This window comes from Ensifer sp. Root127 (assembly GCF_001425225.1).
GTDB classification, from domain to species: Bacteria; Pseudomonadota; Alphaproteobacteria; order Rhizobiales; family Rhizobiaceae; genus Ensifer; species Ensifer canadensis.
Genome location: NZ_LMDX01000018.1, coordinates 135,038 through 158,016, shown reverse-complemented (window position 1 = coordinate 158,016; position 22,979 = coordinate 135,038). Strand labels below are relative to the sequence as shown.

20 protein-coding genes and 4 pseudogenes are annotated in these 22,979 nt (G+C 57.0%); 20 read left to right on the top strand and 4 right to left on the bottom strand.

Annotated elements, in window-relative coordinates:
- Positions 1-169 precede the first annotated feature (169 nt).
- Complete coding sequence (locus tag ASD03_RS20360; protein ID WP_244494666.1) at positions 170-505, top strand: SDR family oxidoreductase; 336 nt, start codon at positions 170-172, stop codon at positions 503-505.
- Positions 506-751: 246 nt separating this feature from the next.
- Here ASD03_RS20360 and ASD03_RS20355 read toward each other — a convergent pair whose 3' ends face one another.
- Positions 752-1,069, bottom strand: a complete 318-nt coding sequence (locus ASD03_RS20355; RefSeq protein WP_057215729.1) for a hypothetical protein — start codon at positions 1,067-1,069, stop codon at positions 752-754.
- 88 nt (positions 1,070-1,157) lie between these two features.
- Entirely contained in the window at positions 1,158-1,664 is a 507-nt protein-coding gene (locus ASD03_RS20350; RefSeq protein ID WP_057215726.1) for a hypothetical protein, read from the bottom strand.
- Between the two features lie 301 nt (positions 1,665-1,965).
- Here ASD03_RS20350 and ASD03_RS20345 point away from each other — a divergent pair, with 301 nt between their 5' ends.
- The 16 genes and pseudogenes from ASD03_RS20345 (at position 1,966) to ASD03_RS20280 (ending at position 18,651) form a co-directional block, all read left to right on the top strand.
- Positions 1,966-2,862, top strand: coding sequence for a branched-chain amino acid ABC transporter permease (locus tag ASD03_RS20345; protein WP_057215786.1), 897 nt, complete (start codon positions 1,966-1,968; stop codon positions 2,860-2,862).
- A 325-nt stretch (positions 2,863-3,187) separates the two neighbouring features.
- Positions 3,188-4,090 (top strand): branched-chain amino acid ABC transporter permease, encoded by a 903-nt coding sequence (locus tag ASD03_RS20340; RefSeq protein ID WP_057215723.1) that lies wholly within the window; start codon positions 3,188-3,190, stop codon positions 4,088-4,090.
- Between the two features lie 4 nt (positions 4,091-4,094).
- Positions 4,095-5,480, top strand: coding sequence for a high-affinity branched-chain amino acid ABC transporter permease LivM (gene livM, locus ASD03_RS20335; protein ID WP_057215720.1), 1,386 nt, complete (start codon positions 4,095-4,097; stop codon positions 5,478-5,480).
- Positions 5,480-6,449 (top strand): annotated as a pseudogene (locus ASD03_RS20330) (ABC transporter ATP-binding protein). Before livM ends, ASD03_RS20330 begins: the two are co-directional and overlap by 1 nt.
- Entirely contained in the window at positions 6,446-7,171 is a 726-nt protein-coding gene (locus ASD03_RS20325; protein ID WP_057215717.1) for an ABC transporter ATP-binding protein, read from the top strand. The pseudogene ASD03_RS20330 and the gene ASD03_RS20325 overlap by 4 nt, the downstream one beginning before the upstream one ends.
- 3 nt (positions 7,172-7,174) lie before the next feature.
- Positions 7,175-7,271, top strand: a pseudogene (locus tag ASD03_RS39175) (ABC transporter ATP-binding protein); the annotation flags it as partial.
- A gap of 24 nt (positions 7,272-7,295) precedes the next feature.
- Complete coding sequence (locus ASD03_RS20320) at positions 7,296-7,640, top strand: DUF6867 family protein (RefSeq protein WP_057215714.1); 345 nt, start codon at positions 7,296-7,298, stop codon at positions 7,638-7,640.
- Positions 7,641-7,755: 115 nt separating this feature from the next.
- Positions 7,756-8,859, top strand: coding sequence for a branched-chain amino acid ABC transporter substrate-binding protein (locus ASD03_RS20315; RefSeq protein ID WP_057215711.1), 1,104 nt, complete (start codon positions 7,756-7,758; stop codon positions 8,857-8,859).
- Between the two features lie 134 nt (positions 8,860-8,993).
- Positions 8,994-9,614, top strand: coding sequence for a hypothetical protein (locus ASD03_RS20310; protein ID WP_057215708.1), 621 nt, complete (start codon positions 8,994-8,996; stop codon positions 9,612-9,614).
- 313 nt (positions 9,615-9,927) lie between these two features.
- Positions 9,928-10,947, top strand: a complete 1,020-nt coding sequence (locus ASD03_RS20305; protein ID WP_057215705.1) for an amino acid ABC transporter substrate-binding protein — start codon at positions 9,928-9,930, stop codon at positions 10,945-10,947.
- 97 nt (positions 10,948-11,044) lie between these two features.
- Entirely contained in the window at positions 11,045-12,238 is a 1,194-nt protein-coding gene (locus tag ASD03_RS20300; RefSeq protein ID WP_057215702.1) for an amino acid ABC transporter permease, read from the top strand.
- A gap of 4 nt (positions 12,239-12,242) precedes the next feature.
- Complete coding sequence (locus ASD03_RS20295) at positions 12,243-13,400, top strand: amino acid ABC transporter permease (RefSeq protein ID WP_057215699.1); 1,158 nt, start codon at positions 12,243-12,245, stop codon at positions 13,398-13,400.
- A gap of 16 nt (positions 13,401-13,416) precedes the next feature.
- A pseudogene (locus ASD03_RS39170) lies at positions 13,417-13,845 on the top strand (ATP-binding cassette domain-containing protein); the annotation flags it as partial.
- A gap of 1 nt (position 13,846) precedes the next feature.
- On the top strand, positions 13,847-14,290 hold a 444-nt coding region (locus tag ASD03_RS39165; RefSeq protein WP_156408028.1), incomplete at its 5' end, for an amino acid ABC transporter ATP-binding protein.
- A gap of 239 nt (positions 14,291-14,529) precedes the next feature.
- Positions 14,530-17,061, top strand: a complete 2,532-nt coding sequence (locus tag ASD03_RS20285; RefSeq protein WP_057215696.1) for a HAMP domain-containing methyl-accepting chemotaxis protein — start codon at positions 14,530-14,532, stop codon at positions 17,059-17,061.
- 379 nt (positions 17,062-17,440) lie between these two features.
- Positions 17,441-18,651 (top strand): IS3 family transposase gene (locus ASD03_RS20280; RefSeq protein WP_156408022.1). Its coding sequence is split into 2 segments (ribosomal slippage): positions 17,441-18,365 and positions 18,365-18,651, totalling 1,212 coding nucleotides; the frame shifts between segments, so codons are not numbered across the junction.
- 71 nt (positions 18,652-18,722) lie between these two features.
- Here ASD03_RS20280 and ASD03_RS37975 read toward each other — a convergent pair.
- Both ASD03_RS37975 and ASD03_RS20270 read right to left on the bottom strand, forming a co-directional pair.
- Positions 18,723-19,026: pseudogene (locus ASD03_RS37975) on the bottom strand (flagellar hook-basal body complex protein); the annotation flags it as partial.
- A 288-nt stretch (positions 19,027-19,314) separates the two neighbouring features.
- Positions 19,315-20,169 (bottom strand): LysR family transcriptional regulator, encoded by an 855-nt coding sequence (locus tag ASD03_RS20270; RefSeq protein ID WP_057215690.1) that lies wholly within the window; start codon positions 20,167-20,169, stop codon positions 19,315-19,317.
- Positions 20,170-20,265: 96 nt separating this feature from the next.
- Here ASD03_RS20270 and ASD03_RS20265 point away from each other — a divergent pair, with 96 nt between their 5' ends.
- From ASD03_RS20265 to ASD03_RS20255, 3 genes are read left to right on the top strand one after another with little or no spacing between them, the layout of a single operon-like run.
- On the top strand, positions 20,266-20,727 hold the full coding sequence (locus ASD03_RS20265; protein ID WP_057215688.1) for a RidA family protein: 462 nt from the start codon (positions 20,266-20,268) through the stop codon (positions 20,725-20,727).
- Between the two features lie 7 nt (positions 20,728-20,734).
- Complete coding sequence (locus tag ASD03_RS20260) at positions 20,735-21,949, top strand: aminotransferase class V-fold PLP-dependent enzyme (protein ID WP_063997096.1); 1,215 nt, start codon at positions 20,735-20,737, stop codon at positions 21,947-21,949.
- Between the two features lie 2 nt (positions 21,950-21,951).
- Complete coding sequence (locus tag ASD03_RS20255) at positions 21,952-22,740, top strand: SDR family oxidoreductase (protein WP_244494665.1); 789 nt, start codon at positions 21,952-21,954, stop codon at positions 22,738-22,740.
- The last annotated feature ends 239 nt before the right edge of the window (positions 22,741-22,979 follow it).

Genomic DNA, 22,979 nt, shown 5'->3' with positions numbered 1-22,979 from the left:
CCCTTATTCGTACCTCTTCGTCAAAGTCTTAATAAGAAAAAAGTGCGCTGGCCGCAATCGGACGTTTCCGACCTCGCTGCTCAGCATGCCAGTTGGGGCGCGGGAGGCCCATTGTGGATGGCCGTCGGCCAAATCATTGCTGCGATCTTGGCTGCTCCAGGCGTCTTTGATGCATTCTCCATTGTGCCGTCGCCATTCGTCGGGCGAGCCGCTCGAACTTTGCCTTCGCACAGGCTTCCCGGGATCGGGCGTCTACCGGTTCACCAAGGGAGCGGTCGCGGCGATGGTGAAGGGGATCGTTCTCGATCTCGCACCTCGTCGCATCACTGTGAACAATGTTCAGCCCGGCCCAACCAACACCGACATCAATAGCGGCGCTATCGATGCTCTCTCGGAGAAGAGCCCGCTTAAGCGTGTTGCCGGCCTCAAGGAGATCGCTGGCTTGGTGTCCTATCTCGCCAAAGGACGAGGCCGCCTACATGACCGGCGCAAGCCTGACGATTGACCGCGGATATACCCTCCAAGTGCGCGACAGATCAGGTGGGCCGCGAGACTACACCTGATCATTGTCTTTCACTGGCCACAATGGCGAGCCGAGAACCTCCCAGCGCTCATGCAGAAGCGCCTTTACATCGGTCGTCGGCATCAACTCGTCGTGCTACCGAACGCGGCGAGCGCCTTTCACTTATACGCTTTCGCAACCCGCGACCTTGTTCGAATCTGTCCAGACTCGGCGAGGTCGCAGGTCGTTTCAGCTCGGGGCAACAACATCTAGAATTTGGACGCAATGCGGCAATTCAATAAGGAATTCTGCGTCCCGTTCCAAGTGTCGTATTTTTCGCGGATCTGACCCAGCCCATGCGGTCATCATTTCAGTAGTATCCCAGAACGAGACGACCATAAATTCAGTCTCTCCTTGTCGATTCTCACGCAACATTCGTACGCTTTGCGCCCCCATGGCTTGCAGCTTACAAACACCGTTCTGATACAGATATTCCGCATACTCATCCGCGTCTGCGGGCAGCGTACTACCCCGCCAGATGCGGGCTATTGCAGGATTTGACGTCATAACATTATCCTCAACTGGGTTTAAACCGACGCTCGATGATTCGCGTAGTAAATCTCTGGGAAAGTTCGAGTCGGTGGGTTGGATCCGGTCATGAAACTGCGCAGACCGCCGTTTCGAATCGGGCCGGCGCTTTGCCGCCCTTAAAGACCTCGGGGTTCATTTCGTAGCCCGGCCCATCTACGAGTGCCTTGGCCGGCATGATGTCTTGGTCGAGGTCGGAGACAACATTTGTTTCTAGTTTTTGAAGGACTTCACCTTGCGGGCTCGTCACCGCGATTGTGACGGCATATGGCCTTCCTTTTTTTATGCAGATTACGTCCGGGCTTTCCAGCACGACTTTTTCGAGCTTGGGAAAGAGTTCCCGCGTTAGCGTTAGTGGCTCGCCCCCTGCGGGATTCTCGAACTGTGCGATTACCCTCGTGCCCTCGGGGACCTGCTCCTTTTTGCTGAGCGTGACCATGTAGGTCGCGTACCCCAATCGATAGTTGAAAACAAACATCTTGCCAGTCAGTTTCAAGGGATCTGGGCCGGTCTCACGTTGGCACCCGCTAAGTAGCGCGGCCGAGACAACTGTCAGTGCCAGGTATTTCAGCATGATGAGTACATCCTTTCATTTGCGGCTGACGTGATGAAGGCAGCCATTGGCAGATACCCTTCCAGCTCGGGTTGTTAAGCACCCCATTAACAAGCGCGGGGTGTCCGATAGGTGCGGTCGCAGCCGACTTCGAAATGAGGAGGCAGGGTCTTGGAACGCCTCCCGCGATTTCGAACTCCGCCGCGGAAGCCAAATCTTCGTTGCACAGCAAAATTTGAGGTCCGATGGAGGTCATGCGAAATTATAACTAGCAAAACGCGTTTTACCAGTTATAAATCTCCAAACCCTCATGGAGCTCGCTATGGCGTATTTCCTCCAACAGATCGCGAATGCCGTACCCATCGCGGCCCTCTATGCTGCGTTAGCGTTCGGCTACGCCATTGCATTTGCTGTCACGAAGCGCGCGGATTTGACCTACGGTGCGCTGTTTGCATTCGCCGGACAGATGTTCGTTCTATTCGCAGATTTTGGTTGGAGCAGGCTTTGGTTGGTGTTGCCTGCTGCAATTGCAGTTGGGGCCGGTGCAGCGGTGGTCCTGGGCTTAGGGGCAGGGCTTGTCGCTGGGCGCTATGTGATGCGTCCTTTAGCGTTTTCCTCGGCGAACACGGTAGTGGTGGCATCACTTGGCAGCTTACTGCTGTTGATGGAAGGCGCGCGCCTTGCATCCGAGACGCGAAGCATTTGGCTGCCCCCATTTCTAAGCGAAGCGATTTTGTTCTGGTCTGATCCGCAGTTTCCCGTCACCCTGACAACCATTCAGGTGGTCAACGCGGCCCTAATGGTCGCCCTTGTCGCGGGCGGCCACTGGGTATTGTCGCGCTCCACTTTTGGGAGGTTTTGGAGGGCCGTTTCCGAGGATCGGGATGCAGCGGCCCTCTGTGGTGTAAACCCCGCAGTAGTTTACATAATGGCTTATGGAGTTTCGTCATTGATTGCTGCGATCTGCGGTATCCTGGCTGCCTCATATTACGGGAACATGGACTTCAGTACCGGCCTTACCTTTGGTGTGAAAGTGCTTTTCATCGCTGCCATCGGCGGTCAAGCCGCTCCTTTAGTGGCTGCTATGGGCGCGGCTTGTATTGGTGTGCTCGAGACGCTGTGGAGTGCCTATGGCCCAATACTGTGGCGCGATTTTGCGATTTTTGGTTTTCTCGTCACCGTTCTGATCGTGATGCGGCGGGAGAGATACGTGCCGTGACGGATGGGCGGCATCTGGAGTCGGCCATCAAATGTTGTGGGCGGCGCAGATTCTGGCGAGCTCGCCAAGGGGATAATTCGTTGCCCAAGCGGTATAAGCAGAGTTTATATTCTGTTCGGGCTTACATAAATAATACAATATGATGGTAATCGTATTGACGTGGTAATAAGCGTTAAATGTAGAGTCGAAAAAAATAGAAGATTCTAGAAAATGTGACTTTCCTTTTTCTGGAATCGATATATCTATGCGGCCTGGAATTTACGCTGAAAAAAAAGATCGTAATAAGTAATACCAATCTATAGAGCTGGTATTGCTGGGAGGACGCATGGAATATTTTGTCCAGCAGTTCGTCAACGGGCTGACTCTTGGGTCTATTTATGGTATGATCGCAATTGGTTATACCATGGTCTACGGAATCATTGGCATGATCAACTTCGCCCACGGCGATATCTTCATGCTCGGCGGTTTTGCCGCTTTGATTGTCTTTCTGCTTCTCACCTCATTTATAGCAGGCGTGCCGGTTGTACTTGCGCTTTTGCTTATGATGGTCGTGGCTATGCTCGCGGCGTCGCTGTGGAACTGGACGATCGAGCGGGTGGCTTACCGTCCGCTGCGTGGGTCTTTCCGCCTTGCGCCGCTGATTACCGCGATCGGCATGTCGATCGCCCTGTCGAACTTCATCCAGGTCACGCAGGGACCGCGCAACAAGCCGATCCCGCCGCTCGTTTCCTCGGTCTACGAGGTGTTCGGCATCACGATTTCGCTGAAGCAGATCATCATCATCATCATTACGTCGATCCTGTTGTCCGTGTTCTGGTACATCGTCAACAAGACGCCGCTCGGGCGCGCCCAGCGTGCAACCGAACAGGACCGCAAGATGGCGGCACTCCTCGGCGTTGACGTCGACCGTACCATCTCGGTGACCTTCATCATGGGCGCAGCGCTCGCGGCTGTCGCCGGCACCATGTACTTGATGTATTATGGTGTGGTCGTCTTTACCGATGGATTTGCTCCGGGGGTCAAGGCCTTTACTGCGGCCGTTCTTGGCGGCATCGGCTCGTTGCCGGGCGCTGTTCTCGGCGGGCTGCTGATCGGCCTCATCGAGTCCCTTTGGTCCGCTTATTTCACCATCGACTACAAGGATGTTGCGACGTTCTCCATTCTCGCAATTGTCCTGATCTTCAAGCCGTCTGGCATACTCGGACGACCGGAAGTCGAGAAGGTATAAATCAATGGCAAACATTGCTTCTACATCTGCTAGCGCCGGAAGTGATCTGACGGCGCGGGCCCTGCGCGAGGCTGTCTTCGCGGGCCTGATCTCTCTCGGCCTCTTCGTCTTGTTCGTGGGGCTCAAGACTGACCTGAATATTCTTAATGAACTAATCCTGGCTCAGCGCTGGGGCCTGCTTGCGATCTTCGTGATCGTCGCCGCCGTCGGCCGGTTCCTGATGGTCGCCTATGTCCAGCCGGCAATGGCGCGCCGCAAGGCCGCCAAGGCGGAAGCCGAGGACGTCGTCAAGGAAGAGAGCTTCTTCACGCGCAACTTCTCGAAGATCGCGATCATTGCGCTGGTTCTCTATCCGCCTGTGATCGTCGCGCTCGTCGGTGCGCAGGGGTCGCTGAAATGGGTCGACAATTTCGGCGTCCAGATCCTGATCTACGTGATGCTCGCCTGGGGCCTCAACATCGTCGTCGGTCTCGCAGGCCTGCTCGACCTTGGCTATGTCGCCTTCTACGCGGTGGGTGCCTATTCCTACGCGCTGCTGTCGACTTATTTCGGGCTCTCCTTCTGGGTTCTGCTGCCGGTTGCCGGTATCCTTGCCGCCTTCTGGGGCATGATCCTCGGTTTCCCGGTCTTGCGGCTAAGGGGTGACTACCTGGCGATCGTGACGCTCGCCTTCGGCGAAATCATACGGCTTGTCCTCATAAACTGGACGGAAGTGACCAAGGGCACGTTCGGCGTCTCGGGCATCGCCAAGGCGACGCTGTTCGGCATCAAGTTCGACGCTTCCAAGGATGGTTTTGCCGCGTTGATGGGGCTTCCCATGTCGTCGGCCTATTACAAGATCTTCCTGTTCTATCTGATCCTGGGGCTCGCCCTTCTGACGGCCTATGTCACCATCCGCCTTCGCCGGATGCCGATCGGCCGTGCCTGGGAAGCGCTGCGTGAGGACGAGATCGCCTGCCGCTCGCTCGGCATCAACACGGTCACGACCAAGCTGACGGCGTTTGCCACCGGTGCCATGTTCGGCGGTTTCGCCGGCGCATTCTTCGCCGTCCGCCAGGGCTTCGTCTCGCCGGAATCCTTCGTCTTCCTCGAATCCGCCGTCATTCTGGCGATCGTGGTTCTTGGCGGCATGGGCTCGCTGACAGGCATCGCGATTGCGGCCGCCGTGATGATCGGCGGTACGGAAATCCTGCGCGAGCTTTCCTTCCTGAAGGCGATCTTCGGGCCGGACTTCACGCCGGAACTCTACCGCATGCTGATCTTCGGTCTGGCGATGGTCGTGGTCATGGTGTGGAAACCGCGTGGTTTCGTCGGCTCGCGTGAACCGACGGCGTTCCTGCGCGAACGCAAGGCGATCTCCGGCAGCTTCACCAAGGAAGGGCATGGTTGATGGCCCTCGAGACAACGACAATGACAAAAGACCCCATTCTCTCGGTTGAGCACCTGTCGATGCGCTTCGGCGGTCTCATGGCCATCAACGACTTCTCCTTCGAGGCATATCGCGGTGACATCACCGCCCTGATCGGCCCGAACGGGGCCGGCAAGACCACGGTGTTCAACTGCATCACCGGCTTCTACAAGCCGACGATGGGCATGATCACCATGAAGCAGAAGTCCGGTAAGGAATATCTGCTGGAGCGCCTGCCGGATTTCGAGATCACCAAGCACGCCAAGGTCGCGCGCACCTTCCGGTAAGGAATATCTGCTGGAGCGCCTGCCGGATTTCGAGATCACCAAGCACGCCAAGGTCGCGCGCACCTTCCAGAACATCCGGATGTTCTCCGGTCTGACGGTGCTGGAGAACTTGCTGGTCGCGCAGCACAACAAGCTGATGCAGGCGTCGGGCTATACCTTCCTCGGACTGCTCGGCTTTCCCGCCTACAAGCAGGCCTCGAAGGAATCGATCGAATTTGCGCGGCATTGGCTGGAGAAGGCGTCGCTGGTCGATCGCGCCGATGATCCGGCCGGCGATCTGCCTTATGGCGCCCAGCGGCGGCTCGAAATCGCTCGCGCCATGTGCACCGGGCCGGAGCTCTTGTGCCTCGACGAACCGGCAGCCGGCCTAAACCCGCGCGAGTCGCTGGCGCTCAACGAGCTGCTGCAGGGTATCCGCGGCGAAACCGGCACCTCGATCCTGCTTATCGAGCACGACATGTCGGTGGTCATGGAGATTTCCGACCACGTGGTCGTTTTGGAGTACGGCCAGAAGATTTCCGACGGCAACCCGGATTTCGTGAAGAACGATCCGAGGGTCATTGCGGCCTATCTGGGTGTCGAGGATGAAGAGGTTGAAGAGGTGATCGAGCAAATAGAACACACCAAAGGTGTCAAGGACATGCATGGGGAGATCGGAAAATGACGGCACCCCTGTTGCATGTGAACGCCGTCGAAACCTACTACGGCAATATCCAGGCGCTGAAAGGGGTCACTCTTGAAGTCAACCGAGGCGAAATAGTTAGCCTGATCGGCGCCAACGGGGCCGGCAAGTCGACGCTGATGATGACGATCTGCGGCAGCCCGCAAGCGCGTACCGGCGCCATCAGCTTTGATGGTCAGAACATCACGCGCCTGCCGATGCACCAAATCGCGCATCTTCGCATCGCGCAGTCGCCGGAAGGCCGTCGCATCTTCCCGCGCATGACCGTGTTCGAGAACCTGCAGATGGGCGCAAGCCTTGATAACCTCAAATACTTCGACGAGGACCTCCAGAAGGTGTTCACGCTGTTCCCGCGGTTGAAAGAACGGCAGGCTCAACGCGGCGGTACGCTTTCGGGCGGCGAGCAGCAGATGCTGTCGATCGCCCGCGCGCTGATGGCGCGGCCGAAGCTTCTTCTACTGGACGAGCCGTCACTCGGCCTGGCGCCGCTGATCGTCAAGGGCATCTTCGAAGCCATCAAGAAGCTGAACAAGGAAGAGGGGCTGACCGTGTTCCTCGTCGAGCAGAATGCTTTCGGCGCCTTGAAGCTTTCCGACCGCGGCTACGTCATGGTCAACGGCCGCGTGACGATGAGCGGCTCGGGCAAGGAACTGCTCGCCAATCCGGAAGTCCGCGCGGCCTATCTCGAAGGCGGCCGCCATTGATGNCATGGTCAACGGCCGCGTGACGATGAGCGGCTCGGGCAAGGAACTGCTCGCCAATCCGGAAGTCCGCGCGGCCTATCTCGAAGGCGGCCGCCATTGATGCGTCGCATCTGGAGTTTGTGACATGCAGGGTATTCTCTACGAAGAAGTGTCGATCTGGCAGTTTCTTTTCATTACCTGTGTTCTGGGCGGCTGGACCGCCTGGAGAACGGGAAAGAGCGTCGCCGAGGGCTGGGAGGAGCTTCCGCGCCTCTTCGTCTACGTGGCGCTGCTGGGGCTTGGTATCCGCTTCGTGCACCACGCCCTGTTCGAAGGCACGATGTTCAGTCTGCAGTATTATTTCGCAGACACGCTTGTTCTTCTTTTAGTAGCGGTAGCTGGGTTCCGATATTTCCGGACCAAGCAAATGACCAATAACTACTATTGGCTCTATGAGAAGGCTTCGCCTTTCTCCTGGAAAGCCAAATAAAGGGAACAGCGCGCGCCGGCCGCCGCGGCAGGTGCGAAAGAAACACCGGCGCAAATTATGGTGGGCGTTGCGCAGGTTGGTAACGAGACCCGCTCGAATAATTGGGAGTAACAAGATGAAAAAGTCTCTTCTGTCAGCCGTTGCGCTGACGGCAATGGTCGCTTTCAGCGGCAACGCATGGGCTGATATTCTCGTTGGAATCGCTGGCCCGCTGACCGGCCCGAACGCCGCATTCGGCGCACAGTTGCAGAAAGGTGCCGAACAGGCCGCTGCCGACATCAATGCTGCCGGCGGTATCAACGGGGAGAAAATCGAAATTGTTCTCGGCGACGACGTTTCCGACGCCAAGCAGGGCGTTTCGGTCGCCAACAAGTTCGTTGCTGACGGTGTGACGTTTGTTATCGGCCACTTCAATTCGGGCGTGTCCATCCCGGCTTCGGAGGTCTATGCCGAAAACGGCATCCTGCAGGTAACGCCTGCCTCCACCAACCCGCAGTTCACCGAGCGCGGCCTCTGGAACACCTTCCGCACCTGCGGTCGTGACGACCAGCAGGGTGCCGTTGCCGGCGCCTTCCTTGCCGCCAACCACAAGGACGCCAAGATCGCCGTCATTCACGACAAGACCCCTTATGGTCAGGGCCTTGCCGATGAAACCAAGCGGGCGCTGAACGAAGGCAACATCAACGAAGCGCTTTATGAAGGCATCAACGCTGGCGACAAGGACTTCAAGATGAAGGAAGCCGGCGTCTCGATCGTCTACTACGGCGGTCTGCACACCGAAGCTGGCCTGATCATGCGCCAGATGAAGGACCAGGGCCTCAAGGCGACCCTGATGTCGGGCGACGGCATCGTTTCGAACGAACTGGCCTCGATCGCCGGCGACGCCGTTGACGGCACGCTGATGACGTTCGCTCCGGATCCGCGGAGAAACCCGGCCGCCAAGGAACTTGTTGAAAAGCTCCGCGCTGGCGGCTTCGAACCTGAAGCCTACACGCTCTACTCCTACGCTGCTTTGCAGGTTGTCGCCGAAGCTGCAAAGGCAGCTGGTACAACCGATCCGCAGGCCGTTGCCGAAGCGATCAAGGCCAAGGGCCCGTTCAAGACCGCAATCGGCGAACTCGGCTATGACGAAAAGGGCGACATCACCCGTCCGGACTACGTCATGTACACCTGGCAGAAGGGCGATGACGGCAAGTACAGCTACTTCCAAAACGAGTGACTTTGCTTCGGCGCCGATGATTTAATCAAATAAGAGCCCGGCGAGTAGTCGCCGGACTTGCATTCACCCGACGTCATGCAGGCAGGGCTCGGTGGTCGGCAGGTCGAGACTGAGGGGGCAAACTGGAAGTGCAGATGAAACACACGTTACTAAATTTAGATGGCACGATATCCCGCATCCAACTTGCATTCAGAGGTGAGTGGGAGACGTCGTTGCATGTCACTCCAGGCTCCCCCGACATTGTGGGGGTGATGAAATGGTTGCTTTCCGGCGGATCAGATCTAGCGATCGAAGCCTTCTATGAAACGCCGCGAGGCGAAGCGTTTGTTGGGGTTCGAATTTCCGGATTGCGCAAGACGCATCAACACGAGATTGCACAGGAACTCGTTGATGCATTTAGCAAGAGAGAAATTATTGATGTAGGAACGTTCGTAAGGAGAGTATCTGCCCTTCTGGCAGCTCCACTTTTCACGAGCGATGCATCATTTCTCGAACTCGGAAAAGTGAACGCCTGGCGCTCTTTTGGGCCAATTACTTTCTGGTCGGAGGAGACCGGAGGAGCCCCGCTCGCGCAATTCGATGAGGCTCTCGCAGTAAACCCACGTTTTAGGCAGGCCTCAACTCTGCCTTACGCGATCGAACTCGGATTCGATGGCGTGTTCCCCCATTGGGTCGGCCTCCCAGTCTCCGAGAACAATGCTGCTGGACACGTCATTTCGCGGCAGTGGGCTTCGGACATATTCGCGTCGGCCTAGGAATTTCAGACCATCTCCACGGGTAAAATATGCTTAGAGACAATCATCAATCCCATTGGGAGTGAAGGAACCAGTAGGAAGTGGGACGGATCACAATCTATCTCCCGCCTGCCAACGCGGCGACCACAGCTATGCATTCAATTTAGGTCGTCGATTGAGGTCATCTGAGAACGGAAGAATCTGGCCGTTAACAGCAGTACGGCTCCACGAAGTCGCCACTCCCTCGGCAAACGGGTGTGTGCGGACAAGTGCGCCTCGCTTGTGAAGGCTGCGAGGTGCAAACAAATGAAGGCAATAAGAGGAGATCTTTGAAGTGAAGCAAATGTTTCTGGCAGCTCTATTGGGCGCCACCATGGGAGTCGGCGCTACAGCTACTGCAGGCACCCTCGACACGGTAAAAGCCAAGGGTTTCGTTCAATGTGGAGTGCATGAAGGTCTGATGGGCTTTTCCGCTCCCGACGCTTCCGGCAACTGGAGCGGCCTTGATGTCGATTACTGCAAGGGTATCGCTGCAGCTGTCTTCGGTGACGCAACGAAGGCGAAGTTCACGCCCACCACTACCAAGGACCGATTTCCCGCGCTTCAGTCGGGTGAAATTGATGTTCTAGCGCGCAACTCGACCTGGTCAATCAATCGCGACACGGCGCTTGGTTTTAACTTCCGTCCCGTCAACTACTACGACGGCCAGGGTCTGATGATCCGCAAAAGCCTGAACGTGAAGTCAGCACTTGAACTCGCGGGCGCAGCTGTCTGCGTACATGCGGGAACGACGACCGAACTTAACCTCGCAGATTACTTCAAGTCGAACAATCTTCAGTACAATCCGGTAGTTTTCGAAAAAAACGACGAAGTCGTTGCAGCGTACAATTCCGGTCGATGCGATGTACTCACGACTGACCAATCCGGCCTCTACGGCGTACGTCTGACGCTTTCAGCGCCGGACGATCACATGATCTTGCCGGAAATCATCTCCAAGGAGCCTCTCGGACCGGTGGTCCGCCAGGGCGACGATCAATGGTTCGATATCGTCAGCTGGGTTCACTATGCGCTCTTGAATGCTGAAGAATTCGGGATCACGCAGGCAAACCTTGAAGAGATGAAAGCCTCCGACAACCCCGATATCAGGCGGTTCCTCGGTGTGGAATCTGACACCAAGATCGGTACCGATCTTGGACTTACTAATGATTGGGCCGTCAACGTCATCAAGGCTGTTGGAAACTACGGCGAAGTGTTCGAGCGAAACGTTGGGCAGGCTAGCCCGCTCAAGATCGAGCGTGGGATCAATGCTCTGTGGAGCAAGGGCGGACTGCAATACGGTCCTCCGGTTCGCTGAAATACCGATCGGCTCGGGAGAAGGCGGTTCGGCCGCTTTCTCTTCCCGCCAAAAGAAGAACATGACCCTTGGGCCGCCAGGGGAGATGGAGCATTGAATGGCTAGCATAGCCGAGGATCCCGCGCGCGAGAAACAATCACCTGGCGCGTCTTTGATTTACGACCCCAAAGTTCGGGGCGTGCTATACCAAGTTATAACGGTGATCGTGCTCGCGATGCTCCTACTGTGGATCGCAGACAACACGCTTGAAAATCTCAAGCGTGCGAACATCGCATCTGGATTTGGGTTCCTAAATGGGCGTGCAGGTTTCGACATAGGTCAATACCTCGTGGCCTACACCAGTGACTCCACCTACGGGCGGGCGCTTCTGATTGGTTTCATCAATACCGTCGTAGTAGCGGTAGGGGGGATCCTCACAGCCACGTTTGTCGGCTTCGTCGTGGGCGTGGGACGCCTCTCGCCGAACTGGATTATCGCCAAGTTGTCGCTCGCTTATGTTGAGGTCTTTCGCAACATTCCACCGTTGTTGGTCATCTTCTTCTGGTACAGTGGCGTCCTAGCGCTACTCCCGCAGCCGCGCAATTCCATGGAGTTGCCGCTTGGTATGTTTCTCAACAATCGTGGCCTAACCTTTCCTAGCCCTGTTTTCGGCGAAGGCACGTCGGCAACACTGATCGCAATTGCGATTGGAGCGCTTGCTGCCCTTCTGCTGGCTTACTATTCTCGAAAGCGTCAGAACGCGACTGGGAGACGGCTTCCTCTTTGGCCGGTGTTGATTACCTTCATCGGTCTTCCGGCTTTGACGTTTCTCTTCATAGGCCCAACAGTCACTTTCGACTATCCCATAGGGGGCCGGTTTAGCCTGACGGGTGGCTCTACGGTGGGGCCGGAGTTTCTGTCACTCTACCTGGCGCTATCCTTCTATACAGCCAGCTATGTTGCGGAAATTGTTCGTGCCGGGATCCGGGGCGTTTCTAAGGGACAGACAGAGGCAGCTCACGCGCTGGGGATCCGGCCAGGCCTCACGACCCGGCTGGTGGTGGTGCCGCAGGCAATGCGGATCATCATTCCGCCGTTGACCAGCCAGTATCTCAACCTGACCAAGAACTCATCGCTGGCGATCGCTGTTGGCTATGCCGATCTGGTTGCCGTCGGCGGAACGATCCTAAATCAAACCGGTCAGGCGATCGAAGTCGTGTCTATCTGGATCATCGTCTATCTGACTTTGAGCCTGACGATGTCCTTGCTGATGAATTGGTTCAATGCCCGCATGGCATTGGCGGAAAGATAAGTGCATGACTCTGCATCAGGCTAGATTTGTCCGCGCCTCATTGATTGAAGCTGAGCCGCCACCGACAAAAGCGGGAGGGGTTTTGCACTGGTCCCGCCAGCACATCATTGCCACTCCTAAGGACACGGTCCTTACGGTCGTAAGTCTGCTTGTACTTGCCTGGCTCGTGCCGCCGGCAATACAGTGGCTCGTCATCGACGCCGCCTGGACGGGCGGTGGGCGGGAGGTCTGTGCTACCGTCGCACAGGGGGGGGCGCAGCCGGAGGGCTGGAGCGGTGCCTGCTGGGCATTCGTCAATGCCAAGTTCGACCAGTTCCTCTTCGGGCGCTACCCGATCGAGGAGCGCTGGCGACCTGCCCTTGTCGGCATCCTCTTCGTCCTGTTCCTGACGCCGATGCTGATCCCGAAGGTTCCCTACAAGAGCATCAACGCGATCCTGCTTCTGGTCGTGCTCCCGATCCTGGCGCTCATCCTTCTGCCGGGCGGGTGGTTCGGACTGCCCTTCGTCGAGACGCCGCTGTGGGGCGGCCTCATGGTGACGTTGGTGCTGTCCTTCGTCGGCATCGCGGTCTCGTTGCCACTCGGCATCCTGCTTGCGCTCGGCCGGCGATCGACCATGCCGGTGATCAAGATGCTCTGCACGTTCTTCATCGAAGTCGTGCGCGGCATCCCCCTTATCACCGTTCTGTTCATGGCCAGCGTTATGCTGCCGCTGTTCCTGCCAGAGGGTGTGACCTTCGACAAGTTCCTGCGCGCACTGATCGGCGTCTCATTGTTCGCCTCCGCCTACATGGCAGAGGTGGTCCGCGGCGGTCTGCAAGCGATCCCGACGGGGCAGTACGAAGGCGCCGATTCGCTTGGCCTCGGCAACTGGCAGAAGATGAACCTCATCGTGCTGCCACAAGCGCTGAAGCTGGTGATCCCCGGCATCGTCAACACCTTCATCGGACTGTTCAAGGATACGTCGCTGGTCTCGATCATCGGCATGTTCGACTTGCTGGGCATCGTCCGAATGAACTTCTCGGATGCAAACTGGGCCTCGGCAGTCACGCCGATCTCCGGGCTAATTTTCGCCGGTTTTGCTTTCTGGCTCTTTTGTTTCGGAATGTCCCGTTATTCGAGTTTCATAGAGCGCTTGCTGGATAAAAGCAGCCAGAGATAAAGAAGAGGGGAATGTCATGCCAGTCGTGACAACGAAATCGAGACAGTCGGCCGCGGCCAAGAAGATCGCCGTCGAAATGACGAAAGTAAATAAATGGTACGGAGACTTTCACGTTCTCCGTGACATCAACCTGAAGGTCATGAAGGGCGAGCGCATCGTTATTGCCGGCCCGTCGGGCTCAGGCAAATCGACGATGATCCGCTGCATCAACCGGCTGGAAGAGCACCAGAAGGGCAAGATCGTCGTTGACGGCATCGAACTCACCAACGACCTGAAGAAAATCGATGAAGTGCGCCGCGAAGTCGGCATGGTGTTCCAGCACTTCAACCTGTTCCCACATCTGACGATCCTGGAAAACTGCACGCTTGCACCGATCTGGGTTCGCAAGATGCCGAAGAAGCAGGCCGAAGAAATCGCGATGCACTTCCTGAAGCGCGTCAAGATCNCTGGAAAACTGCACGCTTGCACCGATCTGGGTTCGCAAGATGCCGAAGAAGCAGGCCGAAGAAATCGCGATGCACTTCCTGAAGCGCGTCAAGATCCCCGAGCAGGCGCACAAATATCCGGGCCAGCTTTCGGGTGGTCAGCAGCAGCGAGTGGCCATTGCCCGCTCACTGTGCATGAAGCCAAAAATCCTGCTGTTCGATGAGCCGACCTCGGCGCTCGATCCGGAAATGGTCAAGGAAGTGCTCGACACCATGGTCGGCCTTGCCGAAGAAGGCATGACCATGTTGTGCGTGACCCACGAAATGGGCTTTGCCCGCCAGGTCGCCAACCGCGTGATCTTCATGGACCAGGGGGAGATTGTCGAACAGAATTCACCTGCCGAGTTCTTCGACAATCCGCAGCATGAGCGCACCAAGCTCTTCCTCAGTCAGATTCTGCACTAACAGGCGAACTCGATCGCACGCGGTTGCGCTCGGGCACTTCTACCCCAATTAAGTGTTCTCCCAGAGCGAATGACGTCGCTTCAGGTACACAGCAAACCCGCATGACGCAGGTTGTTTGTGGCACCTGGCGGCGTCATTCGTTTTTTCTTTGCGACCTACGGACCCAGCGAGAGCAAAGCATTGGGGCATAACCCCACACTACGCGAACAGAAACAAACGCGCAAAAAGGAGGATACCTCGTGTTCATCGACAAAGTTCTCGCCCGCTTCAGAATTCAAACAAAAGTCATCGTTTTCATGTTGCCTTTCGTGGCCAGCATCTGTGCCGTCGGCATCACCGGTCTTTACGCGTCGCGGTTATTGCAGGGCAGAATGGAAATCTCGAATAGTGTCCTTCAATCTCTGAGTGGTTTCAGGGATGTGTACGCCCGCATGAACAACTTCCTGCAAGATGCCTCCGATGAGACCCGTCAGAATGTCCATGCACGATTAGAAGCTCAGCGGGCCGTTCTATCCGATACCATTGCGCAAGTGAGCGACGGCGAGGGCCGAGTTAAATTGCAGCAGGCGCTCAATGGTAGCGCAGAGATTGGTAAGCGCGTTGAAGACCTTTGGAGGCTCCACGGTGAAGAACGTGCTTTGCGAGGCTCGATGTCTGCGGGTCTTGATCGCCTGATATTTGAACAGGAGAAAATCCTAAGTGAGGCGACCAAGATGGAGCGTAGCGTTCGTCGCGATGAGGATGCAGCAAAGTCCCTCCTGCGTGAGGCCGACAGGCTGACTACTTCGAGTGAGACACTCATCGCTTTCGGGGCCGCTATCGGCAAGGCCGCAACTCCGGAGGACAAATTCAAGACTATTGTGGCTTCTCAGGGCGAGTTGCAGCTAGTCCCGAGTAAAATTACCACCGCGGTACCAGCAGGACAGGTTGCGTTGGTAGAGTCCCTCAAGAGCGCTCTTACAGATATAGTGACAACCGCAGGAAAGGGTACACTAACCGAAAATACCGCGCGCGATATAGATCTGATGATCGCTCGTTTGCGTCCGCTCAGCATTCAGTTGAACGGCGTCGCGACGGTCAAGATGCGTGCAGCAACCGTCACCTTCGGGCGGCTCGATAAGCCGCTGGTGAAGGCCGAGGCAGTTCTTGCCGGCACTCGAAAGCTGGTAGAATCCATGTACGGGGTACGTATCGCTGCCGCAAGCTTCCTTGAAAAACCTGATAACATAGGTCGCGATCGAATGTTGCAACGCGTAGCGGCCCTGCGCCAGGACCTTGAAACCCTTGCTACAACCGCCCGTGATCTTCGTTTCTCCATGGCTGTATTTGGGGCCATCGAGCCGCTCTTAAACAGTTTAGTCTCGGACAGCCATGTACTCGTGAACTCAAGCGAAATGCGTCAATCCGAATTTGGGGCGGCCGCCGCCGAAATCGACACTATTTGGAAACAATTAACCGCGTTTGCTGAAAGCCAGAAGGCAGATGCTTCAGTGGAGCGCGAGCGGGCTGATCAGGTATCGTTGTTCGCTGCCATCGCAGGAAGCGTTGTTGCGATGCTGGCGGGTGGCGCGCTGGTGCTGACATTGAAAGGTCCTATCGGTCAGATAACGACTGCAATGCGGCGACTTGCGGAGGGTGTGCTCGATACAAAGATCGACGGCGATGCTCGCCGAGACGAGATTGGTGACATGGCTCGAGCACTCGGCGTGTTCAAAGAGAACGCAATTTCCAAGGTGCGCATAGAGACGGAAAGCATGGAACAGCGCTTGCACGCGGATGCGGAGCGTGCTCGGAACGACGCCGAAAGGCGCGAGCTCGACGCGCAGATCGACTTTGCCGTGAACCAATTAGCTGCAGGACTGGGGCGTCTTGCCAAAGGAGACCTGTCTCAGCAGATCGACAAACCGTTTCAGGGTAGGCTTGAGCAGTTGCGGGTTGATTTTAACGGCTCACTTGTCCGACTCCAGGATACATTGATCCAGATTCGGCAAAATGCCTTGGTAATTCAGCGGAATGGAAACAATATGTTTTGCTCGGCCGAAGCCCTTTCGAGCCGGACTGAGGCTCAAGCAGCGTCGCTAGAGGAGACAGCGGCGGCACTGGATCAGATAACGGCGACGGTTCATTCATCGGCGGAACGGGCACACGAGGCTAACCAGCGTGTGAGTGAGACCAAGAAGAGCGCCGATAACTCTGCGACGGTCGTCACCAATGCCATTGGCGCTATGAACCTGATCGAGGATGCATCTCGACAGATTGAACAGATCATTGAGGTGATTGACGATATTGCTTTCCAGACAAACCTTCTCGCACTTAATGCTGGTATTGAGGCTGCGCGCGCCGGTGAGGCTGGCAAGGGCTTTGCTGTGGTCGCGCAGGAAGTACGCGGACTGGCGCAGCGTTCAGCGGAGGCAGCTTCTGAAATCAAAATCCTGATAAACAAATCGACGCAGGAGGTGAGTTCTGGCTCCCGCCTGGTGAAGGAGACAGGCGCCGTCCTAGCGTCTATCAGTCAGCAAATTGTGGCGGTCAGCCGGCAGGTTGACATGATTGCTACCGCCAGCCGTGACCAGGCTACAGCCCTCAATGAAGTCAACGGCTCTGTGAACGCGATGGATCAGATGACTCAACAGAATGCCACCATGGTTGAGGAGACGACGGCCGCAAGCCGAGCTCTGGCAAACGAGGCCGATGTGCTAATGACATTGGTCGAACAATTTCGGCTTGAAACGGCGGAGGTACGCGGCGATCGGACGTCATGTGCAGCTTGATATCTCGCCGGTTATCAAAACGATCGGGCTTTTACAGCCCGGTCGTTTTCATACGTTTAGTACAAGACACGTCGTCTAGAGATCGAAGATAGGTTCGTGTTCTAATGTGTCTTCGTGGCTCGAAAAGCAAAGGATTGCGCGGATCACCTATTCGCTGGCCCGTCATCGTCGCCAGAGGTCGCCGCGCTTGCAGAGTTTTCCGACGCCGCGATTAGAAGGGAATAATCTATCTGACGCAGGGGTTCGACCAGTTCGATGGCGGCGGCGGTGAACCGGTTGAAAGGCATGGCACCCTTAGTCGAGCCGTGAACTGCACCCCCTTTCGACCGGACAGTCGGCATAAGCAGAAAGGCTCAAGCACAGGCTTGAGGACAGGCTTATGTCTAACGAGTATCGACATGTTGAATTGCTGACGGGTGATGTCCGCCGCAGGCGGTGGACAACCGAGCAGAAGCTGACAATCATTGAGCAGAGTTTCGAACCAGGCGAGACGGTATCTTCGACCGCTCGCCCCCATGGCGTTGCGCCCAATCTGCTTTACCGGTGGCGCAGGCTCTTGAGTGAGGGAGTTGCTGCCGCCGTGGATTCAGACGAGCCGGTTGTCGGCAATTCGGAAGTGAAGAAGCTTGAAGACCGCGTCCGCGAGCTGGAGCGCGTGCTCGGCCGCAAGACGATGGAGGTCGAGATACTCCGCGAAGCACTTTCGAAAGCAGACTCAAAAAAACGGATATCGCGGCCGATCTTGTTGCCGGGACGGTTCCCGATGAAAGCCGTCGCAGGCACGCTGGGCGTCTCCCGTTCCAACCTCGTGGAGTGGTTGAAAGGCAGATCAAAGCCGCGCGGGCCCTATCGGAAGGCGGAGGATGCAGAGCTTCTGCCCGCCATTCGCAGGCTGGTGGATCAGAGGCCAACCTTTGGCTATCGGCGGATCGCCGCGCTCCTCAATCGCGAAAGGCGAGCCGCCGATAAGCCTGTCGTCAACGCCAAGCGGGTTCACCGCATCATGGGTAACCACGCCATGTTGCTGGAGAAGCATACGGCCGTTCGCAAGGGCCGCATCCATGACGGCAAGGTCATGGTCATGCGCTCCAATCTGCGGTGGTGCTCCGACGGTCTGGAGTTCACCTGCTGGAACGGCGAGGTCATCCGTCTCGCCTTCATCATCGACGCTTTCGACCGCGAGATCATCGCATGGACGGCTGTTGCCAATGCAGGCATCTCCGGCTCGGACGTGCGCGACATGATGCTGGAGGCAGTCGAGAAGCGGTTCGCAGCAACCCGAGCCCCGCATGCTATCGAGCATTCTCGGACAATGGCTCGGCTTATACGGCAAGGGAGACCAGGCTGTTTGCCCAGGCGCTCAATCTGACACCCTGCTTCACCCCTGTCGCAAGCCCCCAGTCGAACGGCATGTCCGGGGCATTCGTGAAAACTCTGAAACGGGATTACATCCGCATCTCGGCCCTACCGGACGCCGCAACGGCGCTCCGACTTATCGACGGATGGATCGAGGACTACAACGAAATCCATCCCCATTCCGCCCTCAAGATGGCTTCCCCTCGGCAGTTCATCAGGGCTAAATCAAACTAGCCGATCTGTCCGCTGAAACGGGGAGCACTCCAAGCCGGAAGCAACCAAACTATTATCATTGAGCCGGACTCGGTTAGGCCGTCGAAGCCGTTGACAACGACCGTCGGGTCGGCGCCAGCCTTGTATTCGTAGCCCATCAGCGTGAAGCCGGCGGTGTTGACGAGGTTGCCGTCCTTGTCGGGAACGAAAGAGCCGGCACGGGTCAGGGTTCTCACCGCCGTTGCCCTGGACGATGAAGCCGCCGCCGCCGTTGATCATGAGGTCGCTGCTGGACGTCGTGTAGCTCGTGCCGCCCTGCTGCGAGATGCTGTAGCGCACCTGGGTCTCGACGCCGCCGGAATTGTAGTTGCCGCCGCCCGAAGGCAGCAACATCGAATCAAGAACGGGCTTCTTGGGCAGCATGCTGATGCGGTTCTCGCAACTGGTATGCGGCGGCAATCACGGGGAGATTCGTCTCATCCACTCATCGGGCGAGCGATTGAGAAGACTCCACGCGAAGAATTAAGGCCGCCGATCCGACTACAGTCCGGCGGCAGAGACAGGATGTGGGCAAAATGCCTTCCAAATGCCCTCACTGGCATGAATAGCCATTCGAGGCTAGGGCAGCGGGCGCCGAGCGGCCAGGGGTGAGTTCCTCTGTCAAAAAGACGCCGGCCTGTAGGTTCAACCGCTTGTGACGAACGCGCGTAAGAACTTGGCGAGCTCATCGACTATAAGGGGAGGATTCTGACTAACGAACACGCCAAAGTCGGCCGTCGGTGCTTGCGGCAGGTCAAACCGGCCTCGGACGTTTTCACAGTCCGAAGGCAAGCCTTCCGGAAGCAGAAGCCCTATTCCCAGTCCTGCGCGTAAGGCCGAAATCAGGGCTGCGAAAGTTGAAACGCGACCACCCACCCGCCAATGGAGGCCCGCCTCGGCAAAGGACGCAAGCATGCGATCTTGCCACGAACAAGAACCTTCAAACATGATCAAGGGTAGTTCAGGGCCCTCATCGACTTCCATCATACGGCTGGCGGACCACACGAGCGGGCGTGACAGATAGATAGACGGAGCACCTTCAAATCGCGCAGGATCGGCCATGACAATATCGCACCGACCATTCGTTATCGACTTCGCTAGGTCTGCGCTACTGGCGGAAGTCAACTCGATGTCAACAGATGGGTGACGCCCGCGAAAATCTGCAATTGCAGATGGCAGCCGCGTTACAGCCAAATCCTCTACGATTCCAAGCCGCACCCGTCCGGCGAGCTTTCTGCCCGCAATCTGACGGCGCACGTCTTCGCCCAACGCGATGGTTTTCCGGGCATAGGCGAGCAGAACCTCGCCAGTTTCGGTCAGGGTGACCCCACGGGAGGACCGCCGGAGCAACTGTGACCCAACCTCTGCCTCAAGTCGTTGGAGCTGCATGCTTACGGCAGCTTGAGTGCGGGCCAACCGATCAGCTGCCCGACTCACAGTCCCGGCTTCGGAAACCGTCACGAACGCGCGGAGCAAGCGAATGTCAAGGTCGTTTTCCATAAGCAATCCTAATGAGGGGGTAACTAATATAACACTATGCATGGGGGGCTGGGGAAGGCAAGCTTGCGAAAATCCAAAGCGAAGAGGAGAAATTGCTTGGCTTACAAGGAACGGCTTGAAGCGCTCGGTGTTAGTTGGCCTACTCTAACGAGACCCGATATGCCCTTTGCACCAGCGGTGCGTGTCGGCGACGTCATTTATATATCTGGCCAGATACCCGAGGTCGGGGACCAGATTGCTGACGTGGGTCAGGTAGGCGCGGAAATAGACCTTGCGAGGGCGAAAAAGAGCGCCCAGACATGTGCTGCTAACATCCTGTTTTGGCTTTCACACGCACTGGACGGCGACCTCGATCGCGTCGTCAGGCTTTCTAAGCTAACCGTCTATGTGAACGCCGTGGCTGGATTCGCCGATTTTTCCCAAGTGGGCAACGGCGCATCTGAGGTCATGAATGCTGTCTTGGGAGATCGCGGCGAACACGCACGTTGCGCGCTCGGTATGAGCGGGTTGCCCGCAAACGTGCCGGTCGAAGTTGATGCAATCGTACACGTACGGTGACGTTGGGATGTCTGATGCCGTCAGCGGGAACGCCGCCTCAGCCACCAGGCCAGCGAATTTGGTCCACTTCAATCATGCCGGAGCAGGGCAATCGAGCGCAGAGTGTGTTGCTGAAGTGATAGATCATCTCGGCAAGGAGGTACGTTTTGGCCCAATGGAGGCGGAAAAACGAATGGCCGCACGTCTCGACTATGGGTATGAGCTCGCAAGTAGGCTTCTTGGCTGTGAGCCCGGGGAGGTTGCTTTTGGAACCGGGCACGGTCAGCTCTATGGAGATCTGATTGCAGCAATTCCCCTTAAGGCGGGCGATCGGGTACTGGTTAGCTCGCAAGAGTGGGTCGGAAATCTGATTGCATTGAAGCGTCGCGCTGATTCAGCCGGAGCGACTATCGAGGTTGCGCCATGCGATGCGACCACCGCTGTTGATGTGGAGGCACTGAAGCGGATCTTAGATGACCGTGTCAGGCTGGTTGCGCTAACCTGGATTGGAGCTAGCGGGCCCCTTGTAAACCCGGCAACTGAATTAGGCGCGGCATTGGCTGGCACGAATGCTGTCTATGTGATCGACGCGAGTCAGGCTCTTGGACAGTTACCAATCGACGTGACCGAGCTCCAATGTGATGCACTCATCGCCTGCGGGCGGAAATATCTGCGGGGTCCACGTGGGACCGCGATTGCGTATTTAGCGACCCGATTGGCCTCAGATCTGCAACCTGTGCGCCTTGATGATCACGCGGGTAGTTGGGCACATGGGCATGTGACCGTCCGAAAGAGCGCGCGAGTTCTGGAAACGGCTGAGTTCTCCGTAGCCTTGCGATTGGGGCTGATAAGAGCAATTGAGCAGGCTCTCAGCGGAGATTTGATACGGACAAGAGCAAGCCTTGACAGAACTGCCAGCTGCCTCCGCGATAGGTTGGCTGCGCTCCCTGGCGTGAGGGTTCACGATGTCGGCCGTCTGAAGGCGGCGGCCGTAACTTTCTCGATTGATGGCTTGAGCTGTGATCAGGCGCAAAGCGAACTGGCCTCGCGCGGCCTTATGGTTGGGTACAACGGCCCTGCGTATACGCCCATCGATCTGGTGCGCAGGGGAATACCAGAGTTGCTGAGAGCGTCTGTTCATCTCGAAACCGACGACGATACTATCACAAAGCTTGTTCAAGCGGTGGCCGAACTTGCCGGGAACGACCACAACCCTCCAATGGCACGAAATTTATGGATTTGACGATGAAGCAGGTAAATGGTGGCCGCAAGGCGCTTGTTTTGGGTGGTGGCAAAGGCCTGGGTTACGGAGTGGCAGAAGCATTCGCTAAGGATGGTATCGAGGTTGGCTTGGTCGGCCGGGATAGCAGCGCTCTGCACTCCGCAGAGATGCGGATCCGTACAAATCGAGGGATCGCGCACACGTTCCAGTATGACCTTTCCCGGGAAGCGGATGTTGAAGAGCTTTTGAAGGATGTGGACGCCCGTCTAGGGCAGGTGGATATCATTCTTCTGAACGGCGGCGGGCCTCCGCCATTTCTTGCCTCGGTGTTTGAGCCCACGATATGGCACGACCAGTTCCGATCGATGGTCAGCAACCAGATCAAAATCGCCACACATTTCTTGCCGGGGATGAGGTCAAGGCTTTTTGGACGTATCCTGGTGGTTTCATCGACGAGTGTACGTGAACCAATTGGCGGATTAACGGCGTCCAACGCACTTCGTGCGGCGCTCGCGGGCTGGGCCAAGACGCTGGCGAGCGAAGTCGCGGCGGAAGGCGTGACCGTCAATCTCCTCCTGCCAGGCCGTTTCACGACCCAAAGGACTATAGAGCTCGACGCGTTGGATGCCAAAGATCGCGGGGTTGAACGTTCTCTGATCGAGGCCGAAAGCCAGGCGGAGATCCCTGTGAAACGCTATGGTACCGTGGCGGAATTCGGAGCGGCCGCAGCTTTCCTTGCGGGTGAAGGGGCCTCCTATATTACTGGAATTGCCCTACCCATCGATGGCGGACTAAGCCGGGCAATCCTTTGAGCCCCGCTGCCCCAAACAGTGGCGTACACCCCCAGCGGCTAGAACGAATGATCAGCATCGTACTGCGAGCACTTCGGAAATGACAGGCTTTTTGCTGGAGACTTACCACCAGATGGACAAGCGGCTTCGAGAGGTTATGAAGCTAGCAGATCTCGAGGTATTCACGAATACATTCAGATTCGTAGAGTTTGAGGACTGTGACTTTGCGGAGTTCGTACGGAAAGACGCTTTGGCAATCG